The organism is Dickeya sp. MK7, from assembly GCF_000406305.1.
GTDB classification, from domain to species: Bacteria; Pseudomonadota; Gammaproteobacteria; order Enterobacterales; family Enterobacteriaceae; genus Dickeya; species Dickeya fangzhongdai.
In genome coordinates this window covers 4,796,679-4,821,772 of the sequence record NZ_CM001984.1, presented here as the reverse complement: position 1 = coordinate 4,821,772, position 25,094 = coordinate 4,796,679, and the positions used below count along the sequence as shown (strand labels likewise).

The window sequence follows — 25,094 nt, the reverse complement described above, 5'->3', positions numbered from 1 at the left end:
GGTGATCACGGAGGTAATATGGATATATCAGTAACCGAACTGGCGTTATTCCCGGCAGAGGAGCGTTCGCGCTGGACGGACTGGCGCTGGCAGCAGAAAAACGCGATCCGGGACGAGCCGGCATTACGGGCGGCCTGCGGCGGCTGGAGCGAGGAGGTGGCGCAACACATCGTCCATAATCTCAAAGACCGCAAAATGCAGATCACGCCGTATTATGCCGACCTGATACGACAAGCCGCGTACACGGATATCGTCGATAATCCGCTGTGGCGCCAGGTGGTGCCGTTTTGGCATGATGACGGCGTAACCGGTTACGACGGCGAATCAGAAAACTGGGAATTGTCGCATGAAATGAAAACGCCGATTTGTCAGCACAAATATGACAATCGGGTTATTTTACGGATGGTCAATACCTGTAATTCCTACTGCCAGTTCTGCTTTGAAGCGCTGCGAACGTTAAAGGTCGATTCGGAAAAAGAGAATGCCGGGCGAAAAGCCTTTCAGGATTCGCTGGATTATATTCGAAATACCCCCGAGGTGGAGGAAGTTATTCTCAGCGGCGGCGATCCGATGATGCTGACGGACGCCAAACTGGATGAGTGTCTGGGGGCGATCCGTAATATCCGTGATTCCCTGTTGATTCGTATTCATTCCCGTTCGCTGACCTTCAACCCTTACCGTATTACCGATAATCTGCTGGATATTCTCCGGCGGCACCGCGTTAATGCCTTCGGGGTTCACGTTTGTCATCCGCTGGAATTGAGCGGCGCATTCCGCGATGCGGTAAAACGTATTCAGCAGGTGGTGCCGATTGTGTTTTCCAATATGCCGTTGCTGCGCGGCGTGAATGACAATGAGGAAACGCTCAGAAGTCTGTTTATCGAATTATACCGCATGGGGGTCAAGCCCTATTATTTATACCACTTTATGCCGTTTTCGCCGGGCGCTTCGGAATACAAGGCATCGATTCGCGACGCCATCGCCATCATGAATCGGCTGAAACGCCGGGTATCCAATATTGCGCTGCCGGAGTACGTGCTGCCTCACGCCAAAGGGAAATTCACCGTACCGTTGCTCAGCGGCGTGGAAGAGATGCCGCAGTTTGAAGACATCGACGGAACGCGTTTTTACCGTTTCACCAACTGGCAGGGCGATGTGTGCCGCTGGCAGGACAGCTAACAGCGACATAGGGAGAACCGGCATGAAATCCGAAGCGATTTTGTTTGTTGATGTCAATGATACCGCGGTGCCCGTCTATACCTACCGCGAGCCGCACTTCGCCGCCGCGCGCCGCCGGGGGCTGGCGTGCCTGACGGCGGCGTGGCGCGGTCACCGGCAACCTCAGCGGCTGGAGGCGGACAGCGACGAGGTGTTCTGGCTGCCGACGCTCTCGGTGGCGTCGCTGGATACGCTGCTGCGGCAACTGGCCGAGCGTTATCAGGTGCGGGCGGTGTTATGTCACGCCGGCCACGCCTCGCCGCTGGGGCAGATGGGGTGTCTGGTGGCGGAGCTGTGTCAGCGTCACGGCCTGGTCTACAGCGCGGCGCAGGCGATAGACCGGTGTAATAACAAGTTCCTGATGCGTCAGGCGCTGGCGCGGGCCGGCGTCCGGTCCGTGGCGTATGCGCTGTGCCATGATGAAGCCGAATTGCAGCGCGAGGCCGAACGGGTCGGCTACCCGCTGATCGCCAAACCGCCCTACGGGGCGGCTTCCGCCTTTATCCGCAAATGCCTCGACTGGCCGCAGCTGCGGGCCTATTACCGCACCTTTCTCGAACAGTACGATCGGGCGTCCGTCGCCAGTTTCTATGGCGAATCGCACCATTTCACCGATCTTGACGGATATTCACACCACTATGTGCCCGGTCGTTCGGTTCTGCTGGAGTCCTACATCGACGGCGTTGAAGGCAGTGTGGAGTGCGTGGCGACAGCGCAGGCGGTTTTTCCGGTGCTGATTAATGAAAAACTGTTGCTGACCACGCAAGACACCACGGTGCTGGAAAACCTGCTGATTACGCCGCCGGTCGCCTTCTCCGACGTGCAGCAGCAACAGATTCGGGAATACGCCGTCGCCTGCCTGCAGGCGGTGGGGCTGACTTACGCCGTGGCGCATGTCGAGTTCCGTATGACGGCGTCGGGGCCGGTGGTTATCGAGATCAATCCGCGGCTGGGCGGGCTGTACGTGAACGCGGCGTTTCAGGATATCGCCGGGCTGGACCCTTACGATCTGTACCTGTCTTTGCTGCTGGCGGAGGAAGGGATTGAGGCGTCGGTACGCACGGCCTGCGAGCGCGTCGCCCATCACCGGCAACACTATTCGATGTTCGCGATTTATCCTCCCGCCAGCGGCTATTTCAACGGTTTTGATGGTCTGCCGTGGGTCGAGCGTCACCCGGCGGTACTGGCGTTCGGCCATTATCCGGTGGGACATTACGTGGATGCCGATATCGAAGAGCATTACCTGTTTAAAGGGTGGGCCCGCGTCGCGTCGGCGCAAGACGCGCAGGCGCTGTACGACGCGTTGCAACAGCACCTCCGCCCAATGATCGACCCGATGCCGCTCACCGTCGCCGACGGCGTAGCGCCCGCGCCTGTCGCGATGCGTTAACTCAGGAAAATCACTATGAATACAGACAGGATTGTTGAACAACTGGCGCAGCAGGATTATTGCCATTTTGCCGCCAGCCGGGAGTGGATTGCGGTGGAGCCGGAGGAAGAAAAGACCTTCAAAGCCTACTGGGATAATCTGGCCGAGGATGAAAACTTCAAAAACTACACCTGCCGCGAACGGCGGATTTTGCGGTTTTTCCACCAGCCCGGCCGACCGCTGCAACTGAATACCGACGCGGATTACCGCTCCACGGTGAAATACGACATCGACTACAAACCGGGGCCGAACCACCTGCAGTATGCCGAAGAGGGGTTTATCCGCCACCCGCTGTTACAGCGCATCGTGGCGACGGATATCGCGATGATGCGACCCTGGATGGCGGCCGATCAGCAGTATGCCGTCGATATTCATCAGTTCCGGGTCAGGGCGGAAAAAGGGCACAGCAGCCCGACCACCTCCGGCATTCATCAGGACGGCATGGCGTGGATTTGCATGCATTTCATTCAGAGTGTGGACACGCAGCCGGTGGTGTCTGAAATTTTCACCTCGGCGCAGGAAGCATCCCCACCGTTGCTGGCAACGGCGATGAGCCGGTTTCTGGAGACGCTGATTGTGAATGACAAAACGCTGTACCACCGCGCCGGGCCGGTTCGACCGGCAGCGACGGCGGAATCAGCCTACCGGGATTTATTGCTGGTGACGTTTCGGCCGGCGTAGGAACGTTAACAGGGAACACCACAGGGAAAACAAAAGGTAATCCGTCATGGCTGAGCATCATGATATCGACATGGGACAATCCCGGCGCAATGCCGGGTTGATTATTGCCGCGCGTTTTATTTCCGATTTTGGCGCGTTTCTGAATATGGTGGCGCTGTCCACCTACGTTTATCTGCTGAGCAACAGCGTGGTGAGCGTCAGTATTTTTCTGGCCTGCCGGGTAGCGGGCGGTCTGCTGGCGAGCCTGATCGGTACGCCGTTTTTCCGCCGCTTTCAGGGGCGCGCCTCGCTGGTCGGTTTCGACCTGCTGCGGGCGGCGCTGCTTTCGCTGCTGCTGGTGTTGCCGCCGGCGTGGCAACTGCCGTTATTGCCGGTGATCGCGCTGGGCGTAGGGGTCGGGAACGCCATGTTCGCGATTGGGCTCAACAGCCAGTTGCCCTACTGGGTGGAGAGTTCGATGCGGCTCGGCACCAACGCCTGGCTGACGTCGGTGGCGGCCAGCGGCGCGGTGCTGGGCAGCCTGGTGTCGGGTCTGCTGGTCGCCGGTTTCGGCTATCCGGTGGTGTTTGCGCTGAACGTGGCGACCTATCTGGCTGCCGCGCTGTTGATTCTGCCGCTGCGCATGGTGGAAAAGCCGCAGCCGCGGGTAAGTCAGCGCGATCGGCTCAGCGAATGGCGTCAACTGAAAGAAGGGTTGCGCGGCGCGCCGATGCTGGCGGGCATGTTGATCGTCAGTATGGCGGACACGCTTGGCAGCGCCGCACATAACGTGGGTTTCCCGGTGTTGTCCGCACTGATTTCTCCCGACAGCGCCAGTAAGACTATGGGGTTGATGCTGGCGCTGTGGGCGGTGGGCAAATTCGCCGGCGCGCGGGTCAGCGGTTTTCTGCTCAGACAAGGGCGGCGCCGGGCGATGGAGCGGGCTTTTTTCATCGGCGTGGCGCTGATGTCCACCGGTTTTATTCTGACCTTCCAGCAGACCGGGCTGATGTGGCTGCTGGTGTTTGTGGTGTGGGCGGGCATTGGCGATGGCGTGGCGGAGGTCAGCCTGATTTCCCGCGCGCAGAGCGAACCGGAATCTTTGCGTCTGCCTATTTTCAGCCTGCTGACGTTGATGCAGATGACCGGGTTCGGTATCGGCATGCTGGTGGTGGCGCCGTTTTATGTGTGGTGGACGCCTGCGGCGGTGATTGTGCTGTTCCACGGTTTGCCGCTGACTATGCTGCTGGTGGTGCAAGGGTGGGCTTATCGTTATGGGCAGCGTGTTCAGGTCGCCAAAGGCGATGTGGCGAAACAGCGCGATGCGTAACGAGCCGCGGCTCAGCGCACGTTCACCGGCGACGCCGTGACGCCATGCGGGTTGTGTACCGACTGGCCTGTTTACAGAATGGATTGTTTAACGAATGGCTTGTTTACCGACTGGCTTGTTTACTGAATGGATTGTGTACCGGCTGAGCATTCCGTTGCTATGCCACCCCGACGCTGGGGAGGTGCCGGTACATGGTGATAGACGGGATGTCATGTCACCGGCATTCACCCGTCAGCGTCGGTAAGCGGTATCAAGCCATCAAATGACGTTCTTGTCGCGCAGGGCCGCCACGGCTGTGCTGTCATAGCCCAGTTCACGCAGAACCTCGTCGGTATGCTCGCCGTGCAGAGGGGATCGGGTGATATCCACCGGGCTGTCGGACATTTTTATCGGCATGCCAACGGTGGTGTACCTGCCACGTGTGGGATGATCAACCTCGACGATGGTGCCGCTGGCGCGCAGGGCATCGTCTCTGGCGATCTCTTTCATTGAAAGCACCGGACCGCAGGGGATGTCGTAATGGTTGAGAATTTCCATCACCTCGAATTTGTTCTTGGTCATGGTCCACTGTTCGATGCGCTGGAAGATTACGTTGAGTCTTGGCAGGCGGACGGCGGGGGTGTTGAAACGTTCGTCCTCGATCCAACTGTGTTCGCCGATCAGATTGCATATCGCCGGCCAGACCGCCGCCTGAGCGATGAAATAGAGGTAGGCGTTGTGGTCGGTTTCCCACCCTTTGCATTTGAGGATAGAACCCGGCTGGCCCCCACCCGAAGCATTGCCTGCGCGCGGCACCGCGTCGCCAATGTGACCATCCGGGAATGGCGGATATTCGTCCAATACGCCGGTGCGTTCCAGCCGTTGCTGGTCACGCAGTTTGACCCGGCATAGATTGAGCACGGCGTCTTGCATCGACACCGAGACTTTTTGTCCGCGCCCCGTGGTATGACGCTGGAAAAGCGCGGAGACAATACCCAGCGCCAGGTGCAAGCCTGAGCCTGAATCGCCGATCTGCGCGCCGGTAACAATCGGCGGGCCATCGTTGAAGCCGGTGGTTGACGCCGCGCCGCCGGCACATTGCGCCACATTCTCGTAGGATTTGCAGTCCTCGTAGCGACCTGGCCCGAAGCCCTTGACCGAGGCGAGGATCAGGCGTGGATTGGTGGCGTGGATGTGCTGCCAGGTCAGCCCCATGCGGTCCAGCGCGCCGGGAGCAAAGTTCTCAACCAGTACGTCACAGCGCCTGATCAGGCTATCCAGTACCTGCAGGCCTTCTGGCGTCTTGGTATTGAGGGTGACGGCGCGTTTGTTGTGGTTCAGCATAGTAAAATACAAGCTGTCCACGCCGGGAATGTCGCGTAATTGCTTGCGTGTCGCGTCGCCCTCGCCGACGCGTTCGATCTTGATAACGTCTGCGCCCATCCAGGCGAGTAACTGGGTGCAGCTTGGGCCAGACTGAACATGGGTAAAATCGATAATTCTGATCCCGTCTAATGCCTTGCTCATGATAATTCTCCTCGACTCTAATTCACCTCGACGTGATTCACCGCTCTTCATCCTTCCTCGGTCTGTTTGCCCTGAGCGTCAGTGGCGACGGTCAGGGCGTGTCGTCAGTCGACTTTTTAGGGCAGTTTATGTCGGTCGCTTTGCTTGCTGTTCTGCCTCAGCCAGACGCTTACGCAGCGTGCGTTCTTCGTTGAAGCGCGTCGTGTCGTCACGGATGACGGCGGCGATGGAGGCTGGCTGCCCCGCCTCCCCAGGCAGCAAGGCCACGGTGAAGGCGATGGAAATCGTGCCGCCGTCACGCGTTAGGGCCGGTACGTGAAGTAACGAAGTGCCGTACCGGGTGGTGCCGCTGTGCATGGTCTGGTGGTAGCCAGACCAGTGCCGCTGGCGCTGCCGCTCGGGAATAATGATGTCGAGCGAGGCGCCCAGCGCCTCGCCCTGGGTGAAGCCGAACAGACGTTCGGCTGCGGGGTTCCAGGCGGTGATGATGCCGTCGGCATCGCAAATAATCACGGCATCACCCACCGCTGAGAGGAACTGCTGTAGCGTGAGCGCCATCGTGCTTACACCGCTTTGGCTGTGTGAATGAGCGCGATCTGCTCTGTCGAGTAGCCCAGTTCCGCCAGCACGTCGTCGGTATGCTCGCCGAGCAGCGGCGAGGCGGTAATCTCAGGTTTGAGCGCCGAGAACTTGATCGGACAGCCGACGGTCCAATAGCTTCCGCGCACTTTGTGCGGCACTTCGACGATGGAGCCGCTTTTACGCAGCGATTCGTCGTGCAGCAGTTCCTTCATCGACATCACCGGCGCACAGGGGATGCCGAACTTACCGAAGTATTCCACCGCGTCGAATTTGTTTTTACCGGTCCTCAGAATGAAACTTTCAATGGCGCCGAAAATATCCATGATGTGCGGCTGGCGCGCCTTCGGGGTGGTATAGGCCGGGTCTTCCCGCCACTCTGGACGCTCTATCGCATCGCAAATCGGCGTCCAGACCAGGTCCTGTACCGTGAAGTAGATGTAGGCATTGGGGTCGGTCTCCCAGCCTTTGCACTTGAGGATCCAGCCGGGCTGGCCGCCGCCGCCGGCATTCCCGCCGCGCGGAACCACGTCGGAGAACGGTTCATGCGGATATTGCGGGTACTCTTCCAGATAGCCGACTTTGTCCAGCCGCAGTTGATCGCGCATTTTGACGCGGCAGAGGTTGAGCACGGCGTCCTGCATGGCGCAGGCGACTTTCTGCCCTTTGCCGGTTTTCTGGCGACCGATATAGGCAGTCAGAATACCGATGGCTAAATGCATACCGGTATTGCTGTCGCCTAACGCGGCGGCCGAAATGGTCGGCACGGCATTCTCACCCTTCCACCAGCCGGTGGTTGAAGCCGCCCCACCTGCGCATTGCGCCACGTTTTCATAGGCTCGCAGGTGTTCGTAGTGGTGGCCTTCGCTGAAGCCTTTGACAGAGGCAAGGATCATGCGGGGGTTCAGTTCCTGAATGTGCTCCCAGGTAAACCCCATGCGATCCAGCGCGCCGGGGCCGAAGTTTTCCACCATCACGTCACATTCTTTGATCAGTCGGGTCAGCACTTCCTTGCCCTCGGGCTTTTTGGTATCCAGTGTGAGTGAGCGCTTGTTGCTGTTGAGCATGGTGAAATACAGGGCGTCCGCATCCGGGATGTCGCGCAATTGGTTACGGGTGATGTCGCCTGAACCCGGACGTTCGATTTTGATCACGTCTGCGCCGAACCACGCCAGCATTTGTGTACATGCCGGGCCAGCCTGAACGTGGGTGAAATCGATGATTTTGACGCCAGCCAACGGCAATTCTTTGTTGTTATTCATAGAACTATCTCCATTTTATGTATGAACGACCAAAGCGATTATTTTTTGATTGCTTTGGCTGGGTTCAGGTTGGTAATGCGGCCACTTTCGGTACCGACCGTCTCGTCGATGACGGCATTGATAAGGGTTGGCTTACCGGAGGCAACGGCTTCATTCATGGCGCGATGCAGTTCATCCGTGGTGGTGACATGCACGCCCACGCCGCCAAAAGCCTGCATCATCATTTCGTAGCGTGCGTCTTTGACGAACACGGTGGGCGCCATGTCATCGCCGCCAGAGGCATTGGTGTCGGTCCCTTTGTAAATGCCGTTGTTGTTGAACACGACAATGCAGACGGGCAGGTGGTAACGGCAGATCGTTTCAACTTCCATACCGCTGAAACCGAAGGCGGAATCGCCCTCAATGGCGATGACGGGGTTGCCCGTCACCACCGCGCCTGCGACGGCAAAGCCCATGCCGATGCCCATCACCCCCCAGGTGCCGACATCCAGACGTTTGCGCGGCAGGTACATGTCCACGATGCTGCGGCCAAAATCCAGCGTGTTGGCGCCTTCGCTGACGACGATGGCTTCCGGGTTGTCCTTTACGATCGCTTTCACTACGCTCAATGCGCTATGGAAGTTCATCGGTGATGGGCGGGCGGCCAACATGTCAGCCATCTTGTTGATGTTTTTGGCTCTGCGTTCTGCGATAACGCCGGTCCAGTCATTCGAGGGTTTGGCCCAGTCGTTGCCGATGCCGTTCAACAAGGCGGTGACGCAAGAGCTGACATCACCGATAAGCGGCGCATCGATAGCGACGTTGCTGTCGATTTCAGTCGGCGCGATATCGATCTGGATAAATTTCTTCGGCCCGTTTTCCTGTCCCCAGGTCTTGCCTTTACCGTGTGAGAGCAACCAGTTCAGACGAGCGCCGATCAGCAGCACCACATCCGCTTCTTTCAAAACGTAGGAGCGTGTGGCGGCGGCTGACAATTCATGCGTATCCGGCAGCAAGCCTTTAGCCATCGACATCGGCAGATAAGGGATGCCGGTTTTTTCGACTAAGGCGCGAATCTCGGCATCGGCACGGGCGTAGGCGGCCCCTTTGCCCAGCAGAATCAGCGGTTTTTGGGCTTTTTTGAGCAGTTCAAGCGCACGGGTTACGGCATCTGGCGCGGGGAGCTGGCGGGGCGCTGGGTCTACAACCTTGATTAACGATTTGCGCCCCGCATCCAGCGGTAGGGTTTGTGAGAACAGTTTAGCCGGCAGATCCAGATAGACCCCGCCGGGGCGTCCGGAGACGGCTGCACGGATGGCGCGGGCGATACCAACGCCGATGTCTTCGGCCCGTAATACGCGGAAGGCGGCCTTACACAGCGGTTTGGCGATGGCCAGCTGATCCATTTCTTCGTAATCGCCTTGCTGCAAATCGACGATTTCACGCTCGCTGGAACCACTGATCAGGATCATCGGGAAACAGTTGGTCGTCGCGTTGGCGAGAGCGGTCAGGCCGTTCAGAAAGCCCGGGGCGGAAACCGTCATACAGATACCGGGTTTGGCGGTGAGGAAACCGGCCGCCGCCGCCGCGTTACCGGCGTGCTGCTCATGCCGGAAAGAAATCACCCGCAATCCTTCCGCCTGGGCCATACGCAGCAGATCGGTAATCGGGATGCCGGGTAAGCCGAAGAGGGTGTCGATATCGTTGAGCTTGAGTGCATCCAGAAAGAGGTGAAATCCATCAATCAGTGTTGTTTTTTCTGATACGGCCTCAACGGTAGTATCAATTTCGGTAATAGAAGACATAAGACCTCGCTTTAATTTCCAATGTCATTAGTTTCTGTAATAAATTTAAATTGTTAGTGTGTGGTTATTAGCATTCCATTCGTTTCCTTCCAGACGGGCGGATGTTTCCAAAGTGGAATGAGAATGAGCCCGGAAAGTAACGCCATGACGGAAGAGGTAATAATGGTGAAGGGGTGTCCATAGGTGGAGATTAAATAGGCGGAGAGTACACCGCCATAAATCCCGCCTATCCCTTTGGCTGAGGCATACAGCATGCCGTAGTTGGAGCCGGAAGCGACTTCGCCGTAGTAATAACCCACGATTGACGCAAACAGGGAATATAATGCGCCCCAGAAGAATATCGAGATAATACAGCTGCTGATAAATCCTGTTGCGCTGCCCGCTTCTGCAAGAAACAGCGCGATAAGAGAAAACAATCCGCACAGGATATAAAAGATAGTCATGGTCTTATCGATGCCGATTTTATCTGCAATCCAACCGCCGACAACCCGGCTAAGACCGCTCGTAATTGCCATTCCTACGGTGACTACCGTGCCTGCCGTCAGACTAAAGTGGAACGCTGACGCAAACTTGATGCTATTTGAAATAAACGTTAAACCAGATGCAGATACCAAAACGAAAGAGGCAATTAACACCCAGAATTGCCAGGTGTGCATTGCTTCTCCCATACTGTATTGCTTCTCACAAGGGCGTTTTACTACGGTATGTTTTGTTGCCGATGATGGGGTGAAATTACACCAGCCTTTCGGTGGGTCTTTCATTAACAGACCTGTAATAATAATAACGCCGGAGATAACCGCTGCCATAATAAAAATGACATTAAAAAAGATATTATCTGGGGCATCTTCCGGAATATTTCGAATGGGGAAAATAAAAGGCAATGCTCCCCAGGAGAAAGCGGCAGAGATAAGACCTATGGTGATGTTCCTGTGATCGGGGAACCATTTGTTGCAGGTGGTTATCGCCGCGTTGTAGACAAATCCGCAGAAAAAACAGCCAATACACCAGACCGTGAGCACGATGTTATACGACAGTACCTGCCCAAATGCGCAAACCAGCAGCCCGATGCCTGAAAATATGCCGGCAACGACAGACACGGCCTTTGGTCCAAACTTGTCACGAAAAATCCCGCCGGGCAGGGTGCCGAATGCCTGAAAAATAACGAACATGCTGAACATTAGCGATATTTTTGTCGGTTCCCAGCTATACATCTTTGCAAAATGCGGCGCAATGACTGACCAGGCGTACTCATAAGGGCTAATAACGGACATGGCCAGAAAAGCCAATGCAAAAAGCCACCATCGATTAAAACCGAGTATTTCCTTATCCGTTCGATTCTGCACATCTATTTTTTCACTCATAATACACTCTCCTGACTTCGAGAATTCGAAAATAAGAGTTGGAATGAAACATGAAGGGAATAATGTGGCCATAATAATGGCCACTTATTCACGACGTGTTTTACTTAATTTATCTGTTTGTGATTTATTTTGTTTGCAGGTGTGTTGATTGTCTTACTTACCTCCAGTGGTTTACTTATTCAAACGATATGGTTTCACTCGATGGCTGTATTTATGTCTGGTGAGTTATTTTTCACCTGGCTAATTGATTCTGTTTTTAAGTATTTTTCCTTGTTACATGCGGCTCCTGCTGATTTTAAAAAAATCACGGTATGTTTCTGGATACAGATGGTTACGATTTTAAAATCGAGAATGATTAAAATCCTGCTTATACAATTCATCAGGATTACACAATCTATCAGACATGGACTGACTGTGCGATTCAATGTTGTCGACGACAAGGCAACATGAAACATTGTTGTTACCAATTAATAACTATTCATTTTTTATTTACACTGACTGTCGCCTCTTTTAATAAATTCAACTCGTTTCTTTGGTCATTTTGATAACTGACTCATTGTTGCCAGAATAAAATTGCGCTTCGCTCTGTTTCTGGTATTTATTAATAACCACAAGGCTCTAAATGTGGAAATGTTTTTTTTAATCTATCGATGACTTAAAATCATGAATATTTCAAATATATCGTTAAGACAGTTACGTATTTTTTTAGCGGTTGCGGAGCATCATGGCTTTAGTCGCGCAGGCAACATGATTTCCCTGACGCAATCAGCCATGAGTCACAGTATCGGTGAACTGGAAAATGAACTTGGGATCAGATTATTTGAGCGCACGACCCGGGAGGTGTTGTTGACGCAAGAGGGGGCTGAGCTGTCGGAAGAACTCCGCCGTGTGCTGGGTGAGCTGGAAACCACACTGTGTAATGTCCAGAGCAGAGGAGAACGGCGCCGTGGACTGGTGCACGTGGCGACCAGTCCGACGATTTCGGCAGGAATCATGCCTGATTGCATCGCGCAGATTGTTGAGAATTATCCACAGATCAATCTGATAATCCATGATCAGGTACAGCAGCAGGCAATGCAGATGGTATTGAACGGCGAGGTTGATTTTGGCGTGATTATCGAACCCTCCGTACCGTCCGACCTGTACACGGAGACATTTATGGAGGAACCATTTTGTCTGGTATTGCCTGAGAACCACCAGATTGCACGTCTGAAACAGGTGACATGGCATGATCTGCAGAATCAAGAAATGGTGTTACTTGACTATGCCTCAGGTAGCCGCCCCTTAATCGACAATGCATTAATTCGTCATGGCGTCACGCCGCATGTCATTCAGGAACTTGGGCATGTCACTACAATATTTCGCATTTTACAGTCGGGTATCGGGGTTTCGGTCATCCCGCAACTGGCGTTATCTTCCCTTGAATGCTCTGGTCTGGCCGTACGTCAGTTATGGCCAATCGAGAACCGACGATTGCAGTTGGTACGCCGCCGTAATCGTTCACTCTCCACTGCGGCAACCGCAGTATGGACGTTAATTCAGACGCTGTGTCAGGCCTAAGTTTTTACCGGCCTTAGCCAACGGGCTCATGCCGTATACATAAAACAGATTGACGATGAGCAGCAGAGGCGGCTAACCCGCTTTGCCATCAGTCATTCGCCGGTTGATACTTTTCACGTTTCCAGAATAACGGATCTGACCATGTTGAGAGCCAGGAGCGAGTCAGACCGGCTATTTGCAATATTTCATTGCGCCAATATCAGGGAAGGTAAACACATCAGGCGGGTAAGCATTTTATTCGCGAGGTCACAGGCGGCGCCGATTTCGCTGCCGGCATGACCATTGCTGCGGTTGCTGTGTGATGCAAGAGTGGACTTTATCGTTGTTGTCGGCGTTGTTCAGGTGAGCGGTCTGGTGGGATGATAAACCCTCATCATGATCAAAAGGAGTAACACCGTGTCAGCGCAATGGGAGAAAAAGGACTATCAGGTCTCGACGGATTCGCAGCGGCTCGATCTGGACATCATTCATGGCTATCTCACCACCTCCAGTTGGGCAGCGGGCATCGACCGGGAAACGGTCGCGTTGTCTGTCGCCAACAGCCTGTGTTTCGGGCTGTATCATCAGGGCCGCCAGATTGGCTTTGCCCGCATGGTGACCGATTTCGCCACCTTCGGCTATCTGTGCGATGTATTTGTGCTGCCCGCGCATCAGGGCGCCGGGCTGGGCCGTTTTCTGGTGGAGTGCACGGTCAACCACCCGCGATTGCAGCGCCTGCGCCGTCAGTTGCTGCTCACCTCTACCGCGCCGTGGCTGTATCAAAAAGTGGGCTACGAGCCCGTCAATCGTCAGGATTACGCCTGGACGTTTGTCCGCAAGGATATCTACAGCACCGGGACGGCAGGCTGAGATCAGCGGCTCATCATCAGGCTTTTATTCCGATATTGAGGCCAGGTTGGCCTTCATTTTCTGCAATACCTGCGCGAACCGGCGGCGCTCTTCCGGCGTCACGTCGGCAAAGGCGCGCTGCAACAGGTCGGTGCGCGCGTCGGCGAACCGGCGATGCGTGTCCTCGCCTTTTTTCGTCAGCGACACCACCTGCGCCCGCCGGTCATTCGGCGAGGGCTGGCGGGTGATCAGCCCCAGCGTTTCCAGATCTTTCAGCAGACGGGCAATCTGCGCTTTGTCCCGCCCCATGTACTGCGCCAGAAAATGCTGGCTCTGACCGGGGTGGCGGGCTATTAGCCCCAGCGTGCGCGCCTGAAATGGGGCGAGGCCCGTCTGCGTCAACGCGTCGCTCTCCTGCAGACGCTGTTTAAAACCGTGGATCAGTTCTCCCAGCAGCTCGAAAGTCTGGGTATCAAGGGTGTCGCGCATTAATTTGTTGACCTTATCAACTATTCGGATTATATGGTTGATAATATCAACCATGTGGCGACGCCCGGTCGCCCATTCAGTCGCACGATTACAACCGCAAGGATAAAATCATGCCTTATCACTATCGTATCACGCTGGAAAATCTCACCGATAATCGCGACGAAACGCCGCAAAATCGCGCACTGACGTTTGACGTCACCAATCATGACGATATTCTGGAAATCATTGAGAAAGTTCGGTCAAAGGGGATTTTGCCGGACTCGGAGGTCGCTGCGTTCTGCACCGGGCTGAAGCTGTTTAGCGAGGTCATGATGACCCACCGCAAAGAGGCTCTGTTTCAGGAATTGGCTCCCGCATTTCGGGACTTTATGCTGCGGCTGAAACGGGGGGAAACGGCCTGATGTGATATGTCGCGTCTCCCTGATGGCATGGACCGCCAGTGAATATGAGTGAAATTCGGGCGTGCTTGCCGTCATCGGCGCGCGGTTTTCTCCGTGTGCTCAAGTACGCATGATGATATTTCAATGGGAGATCGTAATTTATGCATCAGTATGCGCTGGTAGGTGATGTCGGTGGAACCAACGCACGTCTTGCCCTTTGCGAACTGGCGAATGGGCATCTGTCACACAGTAAACAGTACGCGGTTCAGGAGCACGACAGTCTGGAAGACGCTATTCGTCTGTTTCTGACGGAGCACGCGAGTCTCACTATCAAAGAAGCCTGTATTGCCATTGCCTGCCCGGTGACCGATGACTGGGTGGAGATGACCAATCATCACTGGGCGTTCTCCATTGACGCCATGCGGCAGAGCCTGGGGTTTGAGCGTCTGGCGGTGATCAACGATTTTACCGCCGTCAGCATGGCGATACCGGTGCTGACGCCGGAGGATGTGATTCAGCTGGGCGGCGCCGATGCGGTCGCCGGTAAGCCGGTGGCGGTGTATGGCGCCGGAACCGGGCTCGGCGTGGCGCACCTGCTGCCGGTGGACGGCAAATGGCTGAGCCTGCCGGGCGAGGGCGGTCACGTGGATTTCGCGCCCAACAGCGAAGAAGAGGACATCCTGTTGCAGGTGCTGCGTCAGGAACTGGGACACGTTTCCGCCGAGCGCGTGCTGTCCGGGCCGGGGCTGGTGAATATTTATCGGGCGATCGTCAAAGCGGACGACCGGGTGCCGGAAGCGCTGACGCCGCAGGTCGTGTCCGAACGGGCGCTGGCGCACAGCGATGTGGACTGCCTGCGCGCACTGTCGCTGTTCTGCGTACTGATGGGGCGTTTCGGCGGCAATCTGGCGCTGACGCTCGGCACCTTCGGCGGCGTCTACATCGCCGGCGGCATCGTGCCGCGTTTTCTGGAATTCTTCCGCAACTCCGGTTTTCGTAGCGCCTTTGAAGACAAAGGCCGTTTCCGCGATTACCTCGCCGACGTTCCGGTGTTTATGATCACCCACCCGCAGCCGGGGCTGCTGGGCGCGGGCGCGTATCTGCGTCAGGCGCTGGGCCAGACCCTGTAATCCCCTTATCCGGCTTCGATAACCTCTTCGTCAAGTAACCTATCGGTTACTTGACGGTTTGTGTTTACTGGATGTGAGCGTGATAAGCGAGAGCTGTCGCCTGAATGTCTACGCCGTCGGCATCGCTGATCAGTGCCACCACCTGACGATCGTTCTCCTGCGGCCGAAAAATACCCTGCATTTCGATGTGGATATCTATCTGCCCGGCCAGAACGGCTCGCCCAGCGTCAGCATCAGCCGGTTGGCCCAGGCGAAGAAAGCGGTGGACTGAATCAGGTCGAGAATCTCCAGCGTGTCCAGCCCCTGTTCGCGCAGGCGCGCCAGATCCTGCGCGTTGGTCTGCGACGGCGTGGTGGACAGCCGGGCGGCAAAGGTGATGATCGCCTGCCAGCGCGCGTCCTGTCCGGCGGCGAGATCGCCGCCCGGCGGCACATCGAGCAGGCGCTGTACCGCGTCGTCCTGTTTCGACAGCTGGCTGGCTTTACGGGCGTGCACCGAGGCGCAATAAATACAGCCGTTGACCTTGCTGACTACCGCGGCCGCCAGCTCCCGGTCTTTGCGCGGCAGGCCACCGGACGTATAGAAGATGCCTTTGTCGGTGAGGGTGCGTTGTTCCAGCACCGGCAGGTTGCGGCCCAACAGGCGGAAGTAGTCGGAATCGGTATGACCGAAGCGCGCCAGAATCGCCTGTTCGTCGGCGGTGAATTCCGCCAGCGGCTTGGCCGTAACCCACGGCTCCCAGCCCAGTTCACCTTGCGTAAACGCATCCGGGGCGGTTTTGCCGCTGTGGGTCAGCGGCTGGGTGTGCCAGCGCCCGGCGACGGCCGCGGGCGCAGCGGGCGACGACTCTCCGGCATGACCGGCCAGCAGCCGATAACCGTGCAGCAACCGGCTTTGAAAACTGACAAACGCCACCAGTTGCGACAGGGTGACGATATCATCCACCTTCCAGCCGGCCTGTTGCAGCGCCTGCAATGATTGCGGTTGCGCGGCGATGGGCTGGAACGCCAGCCGCTCGGCATGTTCCAGCGCCCGGTCCAGCGCCGCACCGGGCGTCGGGGCCGGAAAATCCGCCAGCCGTTGGGCGTAAAAGTGCTGTAACCGCGTGTTCTGATGCCAGCCGCTGACCTTTTCGGCGATGAAAAAGCGCAGCGCCAGCGGCAGAGCATTGCCCGCCGTCTGGCTGAACAGCGCGTCATAGCTGCCCTGCGTGTGCCGGGTAGCGGCATCGCGCGTCGCTCTGGCCTGCGCCAGCGGCGAATCCGGGGCGATCTCCGCCAGCGTATCTAAAATGTCGGATGTGGATTGCGTCATGCGACCTCCTGCCCAACCGGGCTGGTTTGTTTATCTTTAGCGGGCGACCAGCCCAGCGCGGGCGCCACCCGGGTAGCGATCAGCTCCAGCGAACGCAGAATATGGGCGTGCGGCGGGTCGATGGAATGCACCTGAAACGCCAGATCGGTGGTCCGCGCCAGCGAACTGTCGGCCTGCAACGAGGCGATGACGTCTTCCGGCGTGCCGACATGGCTGTCGAACGAGGCGATCAGCTCTTCCACCGAACCGTCGCGGGCCGGGCGGCCCAACTGGGCCAGCCGGGCGGCGGAGCGTTGCAGCCCGGTTTGCGCCAGTTGCAGCGCCAGCGCCCGGTCGTCGGCCACAAATACGCTGCGCGAGCCCATGATGCGCGGTGTAACGCCGGATGGCAGCGCGTCCAGATAGGCATCGATCATCGGATTTTGCAGGTCGGCCAGCGTGGCGTCGGGAAAACCGTCCGGGCGCGGCTGGGTACGCGACAGCATCAGCCCGTCGCCCGCCTGACCGGCGCGGATGGCGCCTTCCACCGAGAACGTCGCCTGCCACACGCGGCGGTTAAGGTGCGGCGCGGCCGGGTAAAGCTGGTTGCCGTCGGCGCTCAGCGGTTCCCCTGCCCAGGCGGCGCGCACCTGCGCCAGATAGCGACCCAGAATCTCGCCGCGCTGCTCGCTGTTGTGGCCGAAGGCGGCGAACGATGACGGCGTGCCGCCGGAACCGATGCCCACTTCCAACCGGCCGTTGCTGAGCAGGTCAAGCACGGCGGTGTCTTCCGCCACCCGCAGCGGCTGCTCCATCGGCAGCGTGATCACCCCGGTGCCGAGGCGGATGCGGCGAGTCTGTGCGGCGACCTGCGCCAGAAACACCAGCGGCGACGGCAGGCCGCCTTCGTCGGCGTGAAAGTGATGCTGCGCCACCCAGGCGCTGTCGAAGCCCAGCTGTTCGGCTTTGATGATTTGCTCGGCGGCCAGCCGGTAGCGCTGCCCGGCGGGCGCGTCATCCAGCAGCCGGGTGAAAAACCCCAGACGTTTTTGAGTCATGATTAAATCCTTGGTTTAGGCTGTGTCCCTTAAGAGACATGGCGCTGGCCGGGGATCGCGTCGATCAGTTCCCGGGTATAGCGCTCGGCCGGCTGGGCAAAAATCTGCTCTACCGGCCCGGATTCCACCTGTTTGCCGTGATACAGCACGGAAACGGTATCGGCTATCTGTCGCACCACGGCGAGATCGTGGGAAATAAACAGATAGGTCAGCCCCAGCGAGGCCTGTAGCTCTTCCAGCAAGCGCAGGATTTGCGCCTGCACCGTGACATCCAGCGCCGAGACGGCTTCGTCCAGCACCAGCACTTTCGGCTCCAGCACCAGCGCGCGGGCGATGGCGACCCGCTGACGCTGGCCGCCGGACAATTCAAGCGGGCGGCGTTGCAGCAGCGGAGCGGGCAGCGCCACCCGCTCGAACATCTCATGCACCCGGTTGGTCCGCTCTGGCCGGGAGTAACGATTAAAATTGCGCAACGGCTCTTCCACGATGTCGAACAACCGTTGCGACGGATCGAGCGAGCTAAACGGATTTTGATAAACCAGCTGGATGGTCTGGCGGAACTGGCGCAGCGCTTCGCCGCGCAGCCGGGTGATGTCGGTGCCGTCGATCAGGATGCGGCCGGCGGTCGGACGCTGGAAGCCAAGAATCATGCGCGCGGTGGTGGTTTTGCCGGAACCGGACTCGCCGACAATGGCGTGGGTGGTGCCGGGCGCTACGCTGAACGACACCTCGTCCACCGCCCGGAATGGCGCTTTCCGGTTGCCCGCCAGCGGGAACTCCTGCACCAGTTGCTCCACCTGCACAATGGGTTGGCTGGGTATGGGTTGACTGGAAATCGGTTGAGCGGATGCGGCGGGTTGACCGGCGGCGCGTGATGGTCGACGGGCCGGCGCCAGCGACGGGATGTTAGCCAGTAGGGTGCGGGCGTACTGGCTTTGCGGCGCGCTCAGCACCTGCCGGGTTGGTCCCTGTTCCTGGATGTAGCCTTTCTGGAACACCAGCAACCGGTCGGCGCGTTCGGCGGCCACCCCCAGATCGTGGGTGACGAACAGAATGGCGGTGCCGTTTTCCCGGCGCAGTTCGTCCAGTAAATCGAGAATGCGTTTTTGCACCGTGACGTCCAGCGCGCTGGTGGGCTCGTCGGCGATGATCAGCGCCGGTTTCAGCGCGATGGCGATGGCAATCAGCACCCGTTGTTTCATGCCGCCGGATAGCTCGTGCGGGTACTGGCTGGCGCGCAGTTCCGGCTCTGTCAGCCCGACGCGCGTCAGCAATGCCAGCGTTTGTCGGCGCAGGCTATGGCGATCGCTTTTCTGGTGCAGCCGCAGAATTTCATCCACCTGCTCGCCGATGGTTTTCACCGGGTTGAGCGAGCTGCCGGGGTCCTGCGGCACCAGGCTGACCACGCTGCCGCGAATGCTGTCCAGCCGTTGTTGCGACCAGCGGCTGATATCGGCGCCGTTAAGGCGAATAGCGCCGCGCGCCAGACGGCCGTTATCCGCCAGCAGACCGATCACCGCCTGCGCGGTGGTGGTTTTGCCGGAACCGGATTCGCCCACCAGCGCCACCACTTCGCCGGGCTGGATGGCGAAGGACACGCCCTCCACCACCGTGCGTTCGCCGTCGTCGCCGCGGTAGGCGATGGCGACGTCTTCCAGTTCCAGCACCGGCGTTGTCGTGCTGCGTTGCAAACTCAGCGTCAGGCTCATCGCGTCGGCCTCCGGATCGACTGGCTGATGCGGTTGGTCGCCAGCACCACGGCGACCACCAGCAGGCCGGGGAAGGTAGTCAGCCACCAGGCGGTGGCCAGATAGTTGCGGCCCTCGGCGATCAACAGCCCCCATTCCGGCGTCGGCGGCGGCGCGCCGTAGCCGAGGAAACTCAGGGTGGCGAGCGCCAGAATCGCGCTGCCGAACTGCAACGCGGCGAACGCCAGCACGCTGGTGAGCGAGTTGGGCAGGATGTGGCGCCACAGCACGCCCAAAAAGGTGCCGCCGCTGCCAAACGCCGCTTCAACGTAATCGCTGCGGCGTACGCGCAGCACTTCCGCGCGCACCAGTCGGGTGAAGTTCGCCACCGAGGTTACGCCCACCGCGATAGCGGCGTTCAGGTTGCCGAACCCCAGCAGGATGATGACGCTCAACGCCAGCAACAGGCCGGGGATCGCCAGCAGCACATCGACGGTACGCATCACCAGCGTATCCAGCCGGCCGCCGACCGCGCCTGCCAGCAGCCCCAGCAGGCTGCCGAGCACCAGACCCAGCGACACGGCGATCACCGCGCCGGACAGCGAATGCGCCGAACCGTAGACGATGCGGGTGTAGAGGTCGCGCCCGAGTTGGTCGGTGCCGAGCAGGTAGTCGCCGCCCGGCGCCAGCCGTTGCGCGCCCGGCACGCCTTCAATCGGCGACGCGTGGGTAAACAGGCCGGGGAACAGCGCCCATAGCGCCACCGTCAGCAGTACCAGCCAGGCGATCACCAGACCGGGTTGCGCGGCATAACGGCGCAAGCGGGGCGTCTTGCGCAGCAGCGGAAAAGCGATTTTTTCCAGTTGAATACTCGCCATATCACACCTCCGGGGCGGTTTTCAGACGCGGATCAAGCAACGGGTAGAGCAGGTCGACCAGCAGGTTGACCGCCACGAACGCCGTGGCGGAAACCAGCACGATGGCCTGCAATACGCTGGCGTCCTGAGTGTTGACCGCTTCCTGCGTCAACTGGCCCAGCCCGCTGCGACCGAACACGGTTTCGGTAATCAGCGCGCCGGCGATCAGCTCGCCCAGCAACAGGCCCGCCAGCGTCAGCGCCGGCAGCATGGCGTTGCGCGCCACGTGGCGCCACAGCACGCCGCGGCGGCTCAGGCCTTTGGCGCGCGCTACCGCCACGAACGGCTGCGCCAGCACCTGATCGATGCTGCGCATCAGCACCTGGGCGATGGGGGCTGCAATCGGCACCGAGAGCGTCAGCACCGGCAGAATCAGCCCTTCCCACTCACCGGGGTTGATCACCGAAATCCATCCCAGCCGGAAGGAAAACACCTGAATCAGCACGATGCCGAGCCAGAAGGTGGGAATGGAAATCAGCAGCGACGGTACCGACTGAAACAGCTGGCGCAGCCAGGCGAACGACGTCAGCGCCGAGAGAAACGCCAGCGCGAACGCCAGCAGCAGCGCCACGCCAAACCCCAGCACCGCCAGCAGCAACGTCGGCGGCAGGTTAGTCGCCAGCAAGTCGCTGACTGGCAAGCCAGCCTGCAGCGACAGCCCGAAATCGCCGTGCAGCAGGCGCGACAGCGACGCGGCGTACTGCGTCAGCAGCGGCACATCGGCGCCGTAGGCCAGCCGCAATTCGGCTACCTGGCTGGCGCTGAGCCCCAGTTCCGGACTCATGAATTTAATCAGCACCGCGTCGCCCGGCAGCGCCTGCAGCAGAATGAACGACAGGGTAAATGCCGTCCACAGCACCAGCAGCGCCTGTCCGAGGCGTGTCGCCAGATAGGTTATCCGCACGTTTTGCCCTCCGTCGCCGGTTTGGTTACTTGTCCAGCCAGGTGTTGTAGAAACTGGGGCGGCCCACGGCTTCGAAACCAATGCCTTTGGTGGTGGCGCGCCCGGCGAACACCTGCGGTTCTTCAAATATCGGGATCACATACGCCTGATCGATCAGGTAGTTCTGCACCTCGCCCACCAGCGCCAGCCGTTTACCGCGATCGGTAGCGGAAGCGATGCCGTCCAGCAGCGTGTTGAGGCGTGTGTCTTCAAAGGTTTTCACCTTGTCGCTGGCGCCGCCTTTTTGCAGCAGTACGTTGCGCAGCGTCGGGTAATACTGACTTTTCAGCACGTCCGGGTCAGCGCGTCCCACCATGCCCGGCGACACGCCGGTTTTCAGCGGATCCAGACTATCGACGGTTTTGGTGCCCGCGTCGCCCGCCAGCACGTTCAGTTTCACGCCCACTTTGGCCCACTGCTGCGCTACCAGTTGCAGCATCTCTTTGTTTTGCGGCTGCGGCGGCGATTCATAGGCGGTCAGCACCAGCGACTGGCCGTCTTTCTGGCGGATGCCCTGCGCGCCCGCTTTCCAGCCAGCATCGTCCAGCAGGCGCGTGGCGGCGGCTGGGTCGAACGTCAGCTTGTCGGACAGGTTGACGTAACCGGCGGCGGTTTTCGCCAGCACCGAGGTAGCCTGCGGGTAGTTATCGGAGTAGAGCGTCTGGATGATTTCTTTCGGGTTGGTGGCGTAACGGAGCGCCTGACGCACGCGGATATCCGCCACCAGCGGGTTATCGGGACGGAAGTTGACGCTGTTATTCACCCCGCGGGTAGGGGCGGCATAAATCCGGATGCCTTCGCTTTGCACCCGTTTTTCGTCATAGGCCTGAATCTGGCGGATGAAATCCGCCTGACCGGACACCAGCGCGCCGATGCGCACGCTGTCTTCCGGCGTGACCAGATAGGTGATGCCGTCCAGATAAGGGCGGCCCTGATGGGCGAATTTCACCGGCGCCCAGTGGTAATCCTTGCGCGCCGCCAGTTTCAGCTCACGCCCCGGTTTCTCGCTGCTGACCACAAACGGACCGGAGCCGATGATGCGGGTAGCATCGCCCAACTGGTTGAAGTTGCGCGCCAGCGTGCTCAGCGACACCAGCCCGGAGCCGATGGCGGCGGTACCTTGCAGGAAGCCGGGCGACGGCTTTTTGAAGTAGAACTTCACCGTCAGCGGGTCGATCACTTCGCTGCGCTGGTAGTTGTTGATCACCTCGGATACCGGCTGGTTCAGTTCTTTGTTGCCCAGCCCGTAGGTGTCGAAATTCTTGGCGACGGCGTTGGCATCCAGCGGCGTGCCGTCAGAGAAGGTGACGCCGGGACGCAGTTTGAACGTGTATTCGGTGCTGTCGGCGTTGATAGTCCAGGATTCGGCGATCCAGGGCTCGATGTCCAGCGTTTCCGGGTTCTGGTAGGTCAGCTTGTCGGTAATTTGGTTGAGGATGCCGCCGTTGGGGTAAAAACCGCCTGCGGGCGGATACAAATTGGTGTGCGGCTGTTGTTCCAGATAGATCAACGTACCGCCGGTTTTGGGCGAAGCGTCGGCGGCCAGCGCCTGAGCGCCATTCCCCAGTAGCGCTAATGAAACAAGCAGACCAATCCCCCGCTTCTGCCGAGCGTTCAAGAAACCAGACATGGTTTTTTCCTTTTAGTTATCAGAGTTATATCAGCCGCTGTGCAGGTGGTGTCAGGGCTGGAAAAAGGCTGTCATACGAAAGGGATACTTCCACAGGCATGGTGAAACCGCAAAGTACAATACTGGTAATAAATATCTGGTTTTGGGGTAAGTGAAGGTGGGTGAGAATTCGCCGAAATGGCGGGTTTTTTTATTTCATAAAATTTGAATGATATCTGCAAATAAACCCGGTTTTAACGTGCGGGCAACAGGTCTATTATCACTTCCATCGAAGGCGAGAACGCCTCCAGTTAAGAACACTAACCGAATTCAAAGTGAAGGATATTGACCATGAAAACCATCAAAAACGTTGTTGCAGTTATCGCTCTGGCTACCCTTTCTTTCGGCACTTTTGCAGCGACCGAAGTACAGCACGCTGGCAGCCAGTCTGTTGGCACCGTGAGCGCCTCCGCTGGTACGCTGGACGGCTTGCAGGCCAGCCTGTCTGAAAAAGCCAATGCCGCCGGCGCCAAGTCATTCCGCATCATCTCCGCCACCGGCAACGATAACCAGCTGCGCGGCGTAGCGGAAATCTACAACTGATAATCGCTCTCCAGCCCGCACAGGCCGCCTTCGGGCGGCTTTTTTGTGTACGGAATGTTCAGATATCAGATGCCGGCTTCTTTCCGCGCCCGCTCTACCTCTTCGGCCAGAATGGCGACGCCCTGCTCGATTTTTTCCGGTTCCGGCACATAGTTCATGCGCAGGCACTGGTGGGCGTGCGGCCATTCCTGCTCCAGACCGGGGAAGAAGTAGTGGCCCGGCACCATCAGCACACCGCGTTGTTTCAGCCGCTGGTACAGCACTTCGGTGGTGATCGGCAGGTCTTTGAACCACAGCCACAGGAAAATCGCTCCTTCCGGTTTGTGGATCAGGCACACTTCCGGCGACAGATAGCGGCGAATGATGGCGATAGTCTGTTCCACCCGCTGACGGTAGAACGGCCGCACCACGTCGTTGGATAGCCGCAGCAGGTCGCCGCGCTGAATCATCTCGTGAGCCAGCGCCGGGCCGATGGAGCCGGGCGCCAGGCTGACGATGCCGTTCATGTTGCCGAGTGCTTCGATCACCTGCTCCGAACCGATCACGATGCCGCAGCGCGAGCCGGGCAGACCGAGTTTCGACAGGCTCATGCACAGGATCGTGTTTGGGTTCCACAGCGGCGTGGCGTCGCTGAAAATAATGCCGGGGAACGGCACGCCGTAGGCGTTGTCGATCACCAGCGGAATCTGATGTTCGCGGGCCAGCGCATCCAGATGCTGCAACTCTTCGTCGGTCAGCACGTTGCCGGTGGGGTTGGTGGGCCGCGAGACGCAAATCATGCCGATGTCGTCGGTGATGCGCAGTTGTTCGAAGTCGACGTGGTATTTGAATTGCCCTTCGGGCAACAGCTCAATCTGGGGGCGAACGGAGACGAACATGTCTTCATCCAGCCCGGAATCGGCGTAACCGATGTATTCCGGCGCCAGCGGGAACAGCACCCGGCGGCGCTGATCGTCGTCGGTGCGGCCGGCAAACAGGTTGAACAGGTAGAAAAACGCGCTCTGGCTGCCGTTGGTCAGTGCAATATTCTGTGGTCCAATCTCCCAGCCCAGCTGTTCGCGCAGCAGGCCGGAGAGCGAATGCAGTAGCACATCCTTGCCTTGCGGACCGTCGTAGTTGCACAGGGCATCGGTCAGTTTTCCTTGATCCAGCAGGTCGCGACACAACTGCTGAAAATAATCGTCCATCGCCGGGATATGAGCCGGATTGCCGCCGCCCAGCATGATGGCGCCGGGGGTACGCAGCCCGTCGTTCAGGTCGTCCATCAGTTGGGTAATGCCGGCATGGCGGGTAAATTTGTTGCCGAAACGGGAAAAGTTCATAGTTTGTCAATAAAGGGTAAAACACAGGTAAACCGACACCTTAGCGCGCGTGCCGGGCAGGTGCAATCGTAACGGAAAATCCCTCTCCACTCTTTATGCTGTCTATTTTTGTTATAGCGCAATAGTTAACTATTGTGGTTACTGT

Annotated in this window: 22 protein-coding genes; 9 read left to right on the top strand and 13 right to left on the bottom strand. The window is 58.4% G+C overall.

Annotation, left to right across the window (positions count from 1 at the left end; genetic code table 11):
• Window positions 1-18: 18 nt before the first annotated feature.
• The 4 genes from DXXMK7_RS20930 to DXXMK7_RS20915 are packed head-to-tail and all read left to right on the top strand — an operon-like array spanning window position 19 to window position 4,637.
• Window positions 19-1,179: a KamA family radical SAM protein gene (locus DXXMK7_RS20930; RefSeq protein ID WP_049842499.1), complete on the top strand. Its 1,161-nt coding sequence runs from the start codon at window positions 19-21 to the stop codon at window positions 1,177-1,179.
• A gap of 22 nt (window positions 1,180-1,201) precedes the next feature.
• Window positions 1,202-2,608, top strand: a complete 1,407-nt coding sequence (locus DXXMK7_RS20925) for an acetyl-CoA carboxylase biotin carboxylase subunit family protein (RefSeq protein WP_038920677.1) — start codon at window positions 1,202-1,204, stop codon at window positions 2,606-2,608.
• Window positions 2,609-2,623: 15 nt separating this feature from the next.
• Entirely contained in the window at window positions 2,624-3,328 is a 705-nt protein-coding gene (locus tag DXXMK7_RS20920; protein ID WP_038920676.1) for a 2OG-Fe dioxygenase family protein, read from the top strand.
• 46 nt (window positions 3,329-3,374) lie between these two features.
• A complete protein-coding gene (locus tag DXXMK7_RS20915; protein WP_038920675.1) occupies window positions 3,375-4,637 on the top strand; it encodes an MFS transporter in 1,263 nt (420 codons plus the stop codon).
• A gap of 258 nt (window positions 4,638-4,895) precedes the next feature.
• Here the strand turns inward: DXXMK7_RS20915 and frc (DXXMK7_RS20910) are convergent, their stop codons facing one another.
• The 5 genes from frc (DXXMK7_RS20910) to DXXMK7_RS20890 all read right to left on the bottom strand — a co-directional run bounded on the left by frc (DXXMK7_RS20910) (window position 4,896) and on the right by DXXMK7_RS20890 (window position 11,129).
• Window positions 4,896-6,143, bottom strand: a complete 1,248-nt coding sequence (frc, locus tag DXXMK7_RS20910) for a formyl-CoA transferase (protein WP_038920674.1) — start codon at window positions 6,141-6,143, stop codon at window positions 4,896-4,898.
• Between the two features lie 126 nt (window positions 6,144-6,269).
• The gene (locus tag DXXMK7_RS20905; protein WP_038920673.1) at window positions 6,270-6,701 is read right to left on the bottom strand and encodes a PAS sensor domain-containing protein; all 432 of its coding nucleotides are present in this window, start codon (window positions 6,699-6,701) and stop codon (window positions 6,270-6,272) included.
• A gap of 5 nt (window positions 6,702-6,706) precedes the next feature.
• On the bottom strand, window positions 6,707-7,984 hold the full coding sequence (gene frc, locus DXXMK7_RS20900; RefSeq protein ID WP_038920672.1) for a formyl-CoA transferase: 1,278 nt from the start codon (window positions 7,982-7,984) through the stop codon (window positions 6,707-6,709).
• 38 nt (window positions 7,985-8,022) lie between these two features.
• Window positions 8,023-9,768 carry an oxalyl-CoA decarboxylase gene (oxc, locus tag DXXMK7_RS20895; protein WP_038920670.1) on the bottom strand — a complete coding sequence of 582 codons (1,746 nt, stop codon included), beginning with the start codon at window positions 9,766-9,768 and terminating at the stop codon, window positions 8,023-8,025.
• A 53-nt stretch (window positions 9,769-9,821) separates the two neighbouring features.
• Window positions 9,822-11,129, bottom strand: a complete 1,308-nt coding sequence (locus tag DXXMK7_RS20890) for an MFS transporter (RefSeq protein WP_038920669.1) — start codon at window positions 11,127-11,129, stop codon at window positions 9,822-9,824.
• A 663-nt stretch (window positions 11,130-11,792) separates the two neighbouring features.
• On the opposite strand from DXXMK7_RS20890, the gene DXXMK7_RS20880 reads away from it, so the two are divergent.
• Both DXXMK7_RS20880 and DXXMK7_RS20875 read left to right on the top strand, forming a co-directional pair.
• A complete protein-coding gene (locus DXXMK7_RS20880; protein WP_038920666.1) occupies window positions 11,793-12,689 on the top strand; it encodes a LysR family transcriptional regulator in 897 nt (298 codons plus the stop codon).
• Window positions 12,690-13,085: 396 nt separating this feature from the next.
• Window positions 13,086-13,538 (top strand): GNAT family N-acetyltransferase, encoded by a 453-nt coding sequence (locus DXXMK7_RS20875; protein WP_084682755.1) that lies wholly within the window; start codon window positions 13,086-13,088, stop codon window positions 13,536-13,538.
• A gap of 24 nt (window positions 13,539-13,562) precedes the next feature.
• Here the strand turns inward: DXXMK7_RS20875 and DXXMK7_RS20870 are convergent, their stop codons facing one another.
• Entirely contained in the window at window positions 13,563-14,006 is a 444-nt protein-coding gene (locus DXXMK7_RS20870) for a MarR family winged helix-turn-helix transcriptional regulator (protein ID WP_038921171.1), read from the bottom strand.
• 110 nt (window positions 14,007-14,116) lie between these two features.
• On the opposite strand from DXXMK7_RS20870, the gene DXXMK7_RS20865 reads away from it, so the two are divergent.
• Window positions 14,117-14,407, top strand: coding sequence for a DUF3861 domain-containing protein (locus DXXMK7_RS20865; RefSeq protein WP_038663832.1), 291 nt, complete (start codon window positions 14,117-14,119; stop codon window positions 14,405-14,407).
• Window positions 14,408-14,547: 140 nt separating this feature from the next.
• Window positions 14,548-15,516, top strand: a complete 969-nt coding sequence (gene glk, locus DXXMK7_RS20860; RefSeq protein WP_038920664.1) for a glucokinase — start codon at window positions 14,548-14,550, stop codon at window positions 15,514-15,516.
• A gap of 195 nt (window positions 15,517-15,711) precedes the next feature.
• Here glk and DXXMK7_RS20855 read toward each other — a convergent pair whose 3' ends face one another.
• From DXXMK7_RS20855 to DXXMK7_RS20830, 6 genes are read right to left on the bottom strand one after another with little or no spacing between them, the layout of a single operon-like run.
• Window positions 15,712-16,830, bottom strand: a complete 1,119-nt coding sequence (locus tag DXXMK7_RS20855) for an alkylhydroperoxidase domain protein (RefSeq protein WP_038920663.1) — start codon at window positions 16,828-16,830, stop codon at window positions 15,712-15,714.
• Window positions 16,827-17,867 carry a putative FMN-dependent luciferase-like monooxygenase gene (locus DXXMK7_RS20850; protein ID WP_038920662.1) on the bottom strand — a complete coding sequence of 347 codons (1,041 nt, stop codon included), beginning with the start codon at window positions 17,865-17,867 and terminating at the stop codon, window positions 16,827-16,829. Before DXXMK7_RS20850 ends, DXXMK7_RS20855 begins: the two co-directional genes overlap by 4 nt.
• A gap of 29 nt (window positions 17,868-17,896) precedes the next feature.
• A complete protein-coding gene (locus DXXMK7_RS20845) occupies window positions 17,897-19,576 on the bottom strand; it encodes an ABC transporter ATP-binding protein (protein ID WP_038920661.1) in 1,680 nt (559 codons plus the stop codon).
• A complete protein-coding gene (locus DXXMK7_RS20840; protein WP_038920660.1) occupies window positions 19,573-20,433 on the bottom strand; it encodes an ABC transporter permease in 861 nt (286 codons plus the stop codon). The genes DXXMK7_RS20845 and DXXMK7_RS20840 overlap by 4 nt, the downstream gene beginning before the upstream one ends.
• A 1-nt stretch (window position 20,434) precedes the next feature.
• Entirely contained in the window at window positions 20,435-21,376 is a 942-nt protein-coding gene (locus DXXMK7_RS20835) for an ABC transporter permease (RefSeq protein WP_038920659.1), read from the bottom strand.
• Window positions 21,377-21,401: 25 nt separating this feature from the next.
• Entirely contained in the window at window positions 21,402-23,045 is a 1,644-nt protein-coding gene (locus DXXMK7_RS20830; RefSeq protein WP_038920658.1) for a TIGR04028 family ABC transporter substrate-binding protein, read from the bottom strand.
• Window positions 23,046-23,375: 330 nt separating this feature from the next.
• Between DXXMK7_RS20830 and DXXMK7_RS20825 the strand changes: the two genes are divergently transcribed.
• The gene (locus DXXMK7_RS20825; protein ID WP_038920657.1) at window positions 23,376-23,627 is read left to right on the top strand and encodes a YdgH/BhsA/McbA-like domain containing protein; all 252 of its coding nucleotides are present in this window, start codon (window positions 23,376-23,378) and stop codon (window positions 23,625-23,627) included.
• Window positions 23,628-23,692: 65 nt separating this feature from the next.
• Here DXXMK7_RS20825 and DXXMK7_RS20820 read toward each other — a convergent pair whose 3' ends face one another.
• Window positions 23,693-24,949, bottom strand: a complete 1,257-nt coding sequence (locus DXXMK7_RS20820) for a valine--pyruvate transaminase (RefSeq protein ID WP_038663807.1) — start codon at window positions 24,947-24,949, stop codon at window positions 23,693-23,695.
• Window positions 24,950-25,094 lie beyond the last annotated feature (145 nt).

What these genes read in the sequence shown, in the direction of transcription:
- DXXMK7_RS20930 (WP_049842499.1), top strand. Translation starts at nt 19, where the DNA reads ATGGATATATCAGTAACCGAACTGGCGTTATTCCCGGCAGAGGAGCGT.
- DXXMK7_RS20925 (WP_038920677.1), top strand. Translation starts at nt 1,202, where the DNA reads ATGAAATCCGAAGCGATTTTGTTTGTTGATGTCAATGATACCGCGGTG.
- DXXMK7_RS20920 (WP_038920676.1), top strand. Translation starts at nt 2,624, where the DNA reads ATGAATACAGACAGGATTGTTGAACAACTGGCGCAGCAGGATTATTGC.
- DXXMK7_RS20915 (WP_038920675.1), top strand. Translation starts at nt 3,375, where the DNA reads ATGGCTGAGCATCATGATATCGACATGGGACAATCCCGGCGCAATGCC.
- frc (WP_038920674.1), bottom strand. Translation starts at nt 6,143, where the DNA reads ATGAGCAAGGCATTAGACGGGATCAGAATTATCGATTTTACCCATGTT.
- DXXMK7_RS20905 (WP_038920673.1), bottom strand. Translation starts at nt 6,701, where the DNA reads ATGGCGCTCACGCTACAGCAGTTCCTCTCAGCGGTGGGTGATGCCGTG.
- frc (WP_038920672.1), bottom strand. Translation starts at nt 7,984, where the DNA reads ATGAATAACAACAAAGAATTGCCGTTGGCTGGCGTCAAAATCATCGAT.
- oxc (WP_038920670.1), bottom strand. Translation starts at nt 9,768, where the DNA reads ATGTCTTCTATTACCGAAATTGATACTACCGTTGAGGCCGTATCAGAA.
- DXXMK7_RS20890 (WP_038920669.1), bottom strand. Translation starts at nt 11,129, where the DNA reads ATGAGTGAAAAAATAGATGTGCAGAATCGAACGGATAAGGAAATACTC.
- DXXMK7_RS20880 (WP_038920666.1), top strand. Translation starts at nt 11,793, where the DNA reads ATGAATATTTCAAATATATCGTTAAGACAGTTACGTATTTTTTTAGCG.
- DXXMK7_RS20870 (WP_038921171.1), bottom strand. Translation starts at nt 14,006, where the DNA reads ATGCGCGACACCCTTGATACCCAGACTTTCGAGCTGCTGGGAGAACTG.
- DXXMK7_RS20865 (WP_038663832.1), top strand. Translation starts at nt 14,117, where the DNA reads ATGCCTTATCACTATCGTATCACGCTGGAAAATCTCACCGATAATCGC.
- glk (WP_038920664.1), top strand. Translation starts at nt 14,548, where the DNA reads ATGCATCAGTATGCGCTGGTAGGTGATGTCGGTGGAACCAACGCACGT.
- DXXMK7_RS20855 (WP_038920663.1), bottom strand. Translation starts at nt 16,830, where the DNA reads ATGACGCAATCCACATCCGACATTTTAGATACGCTGGCGGAGATCGCC.
- DXXMK7_RS20850 (WP_038920662.1), bottom strand. Translation starts at nt 17,867, where the DNA reads ATGACTCAAAAACGTCTGGGGTTTTTCACCCGGCTGCTGGATGACGCG.
- DXXMK7_RS20845 (WP_038920661.1), bottom strand. Translation starts at nt 19,576, where the DNA reads ATGAGCCTGACGCTGAGTTTGCAACGCAGCACGACAACGCCGGTGCTG.
- DXXMK7_RS20840 (WP_038920660.1), bottom strand. Translation starts at nt 20,433, where the DNA reads ATGGCGAGTATTCAACTGGAAAAAATCGCTTTTCCGCTGCTGCGCAAG.
- DXXMK7_RS20830 (WP_038920658.1), bottom strand. Translation starts at nt 23,045, where the DNA reads ATGTCTGGTTTCTTGAACGCTCGGCAGAAGCGGGGGATTGGTCTGCTT.
- DXXMK7_RS20825 (WP_038920657.1), top strand. Translation starts at nt 23,376, where the DNA reads ATGAAAACCATCAAAAACGTTGTTGCAGTTATCGCTCTGGCTACCCTT.
- DXXMK7_RS20820 (WP_038663807.1), bottom strand. Translation starts at nt 24,949, where the DNA reads ATGAACTTTTCCCGTTTCGGCAACAAATTTACCCGCCATGCCGGCATT.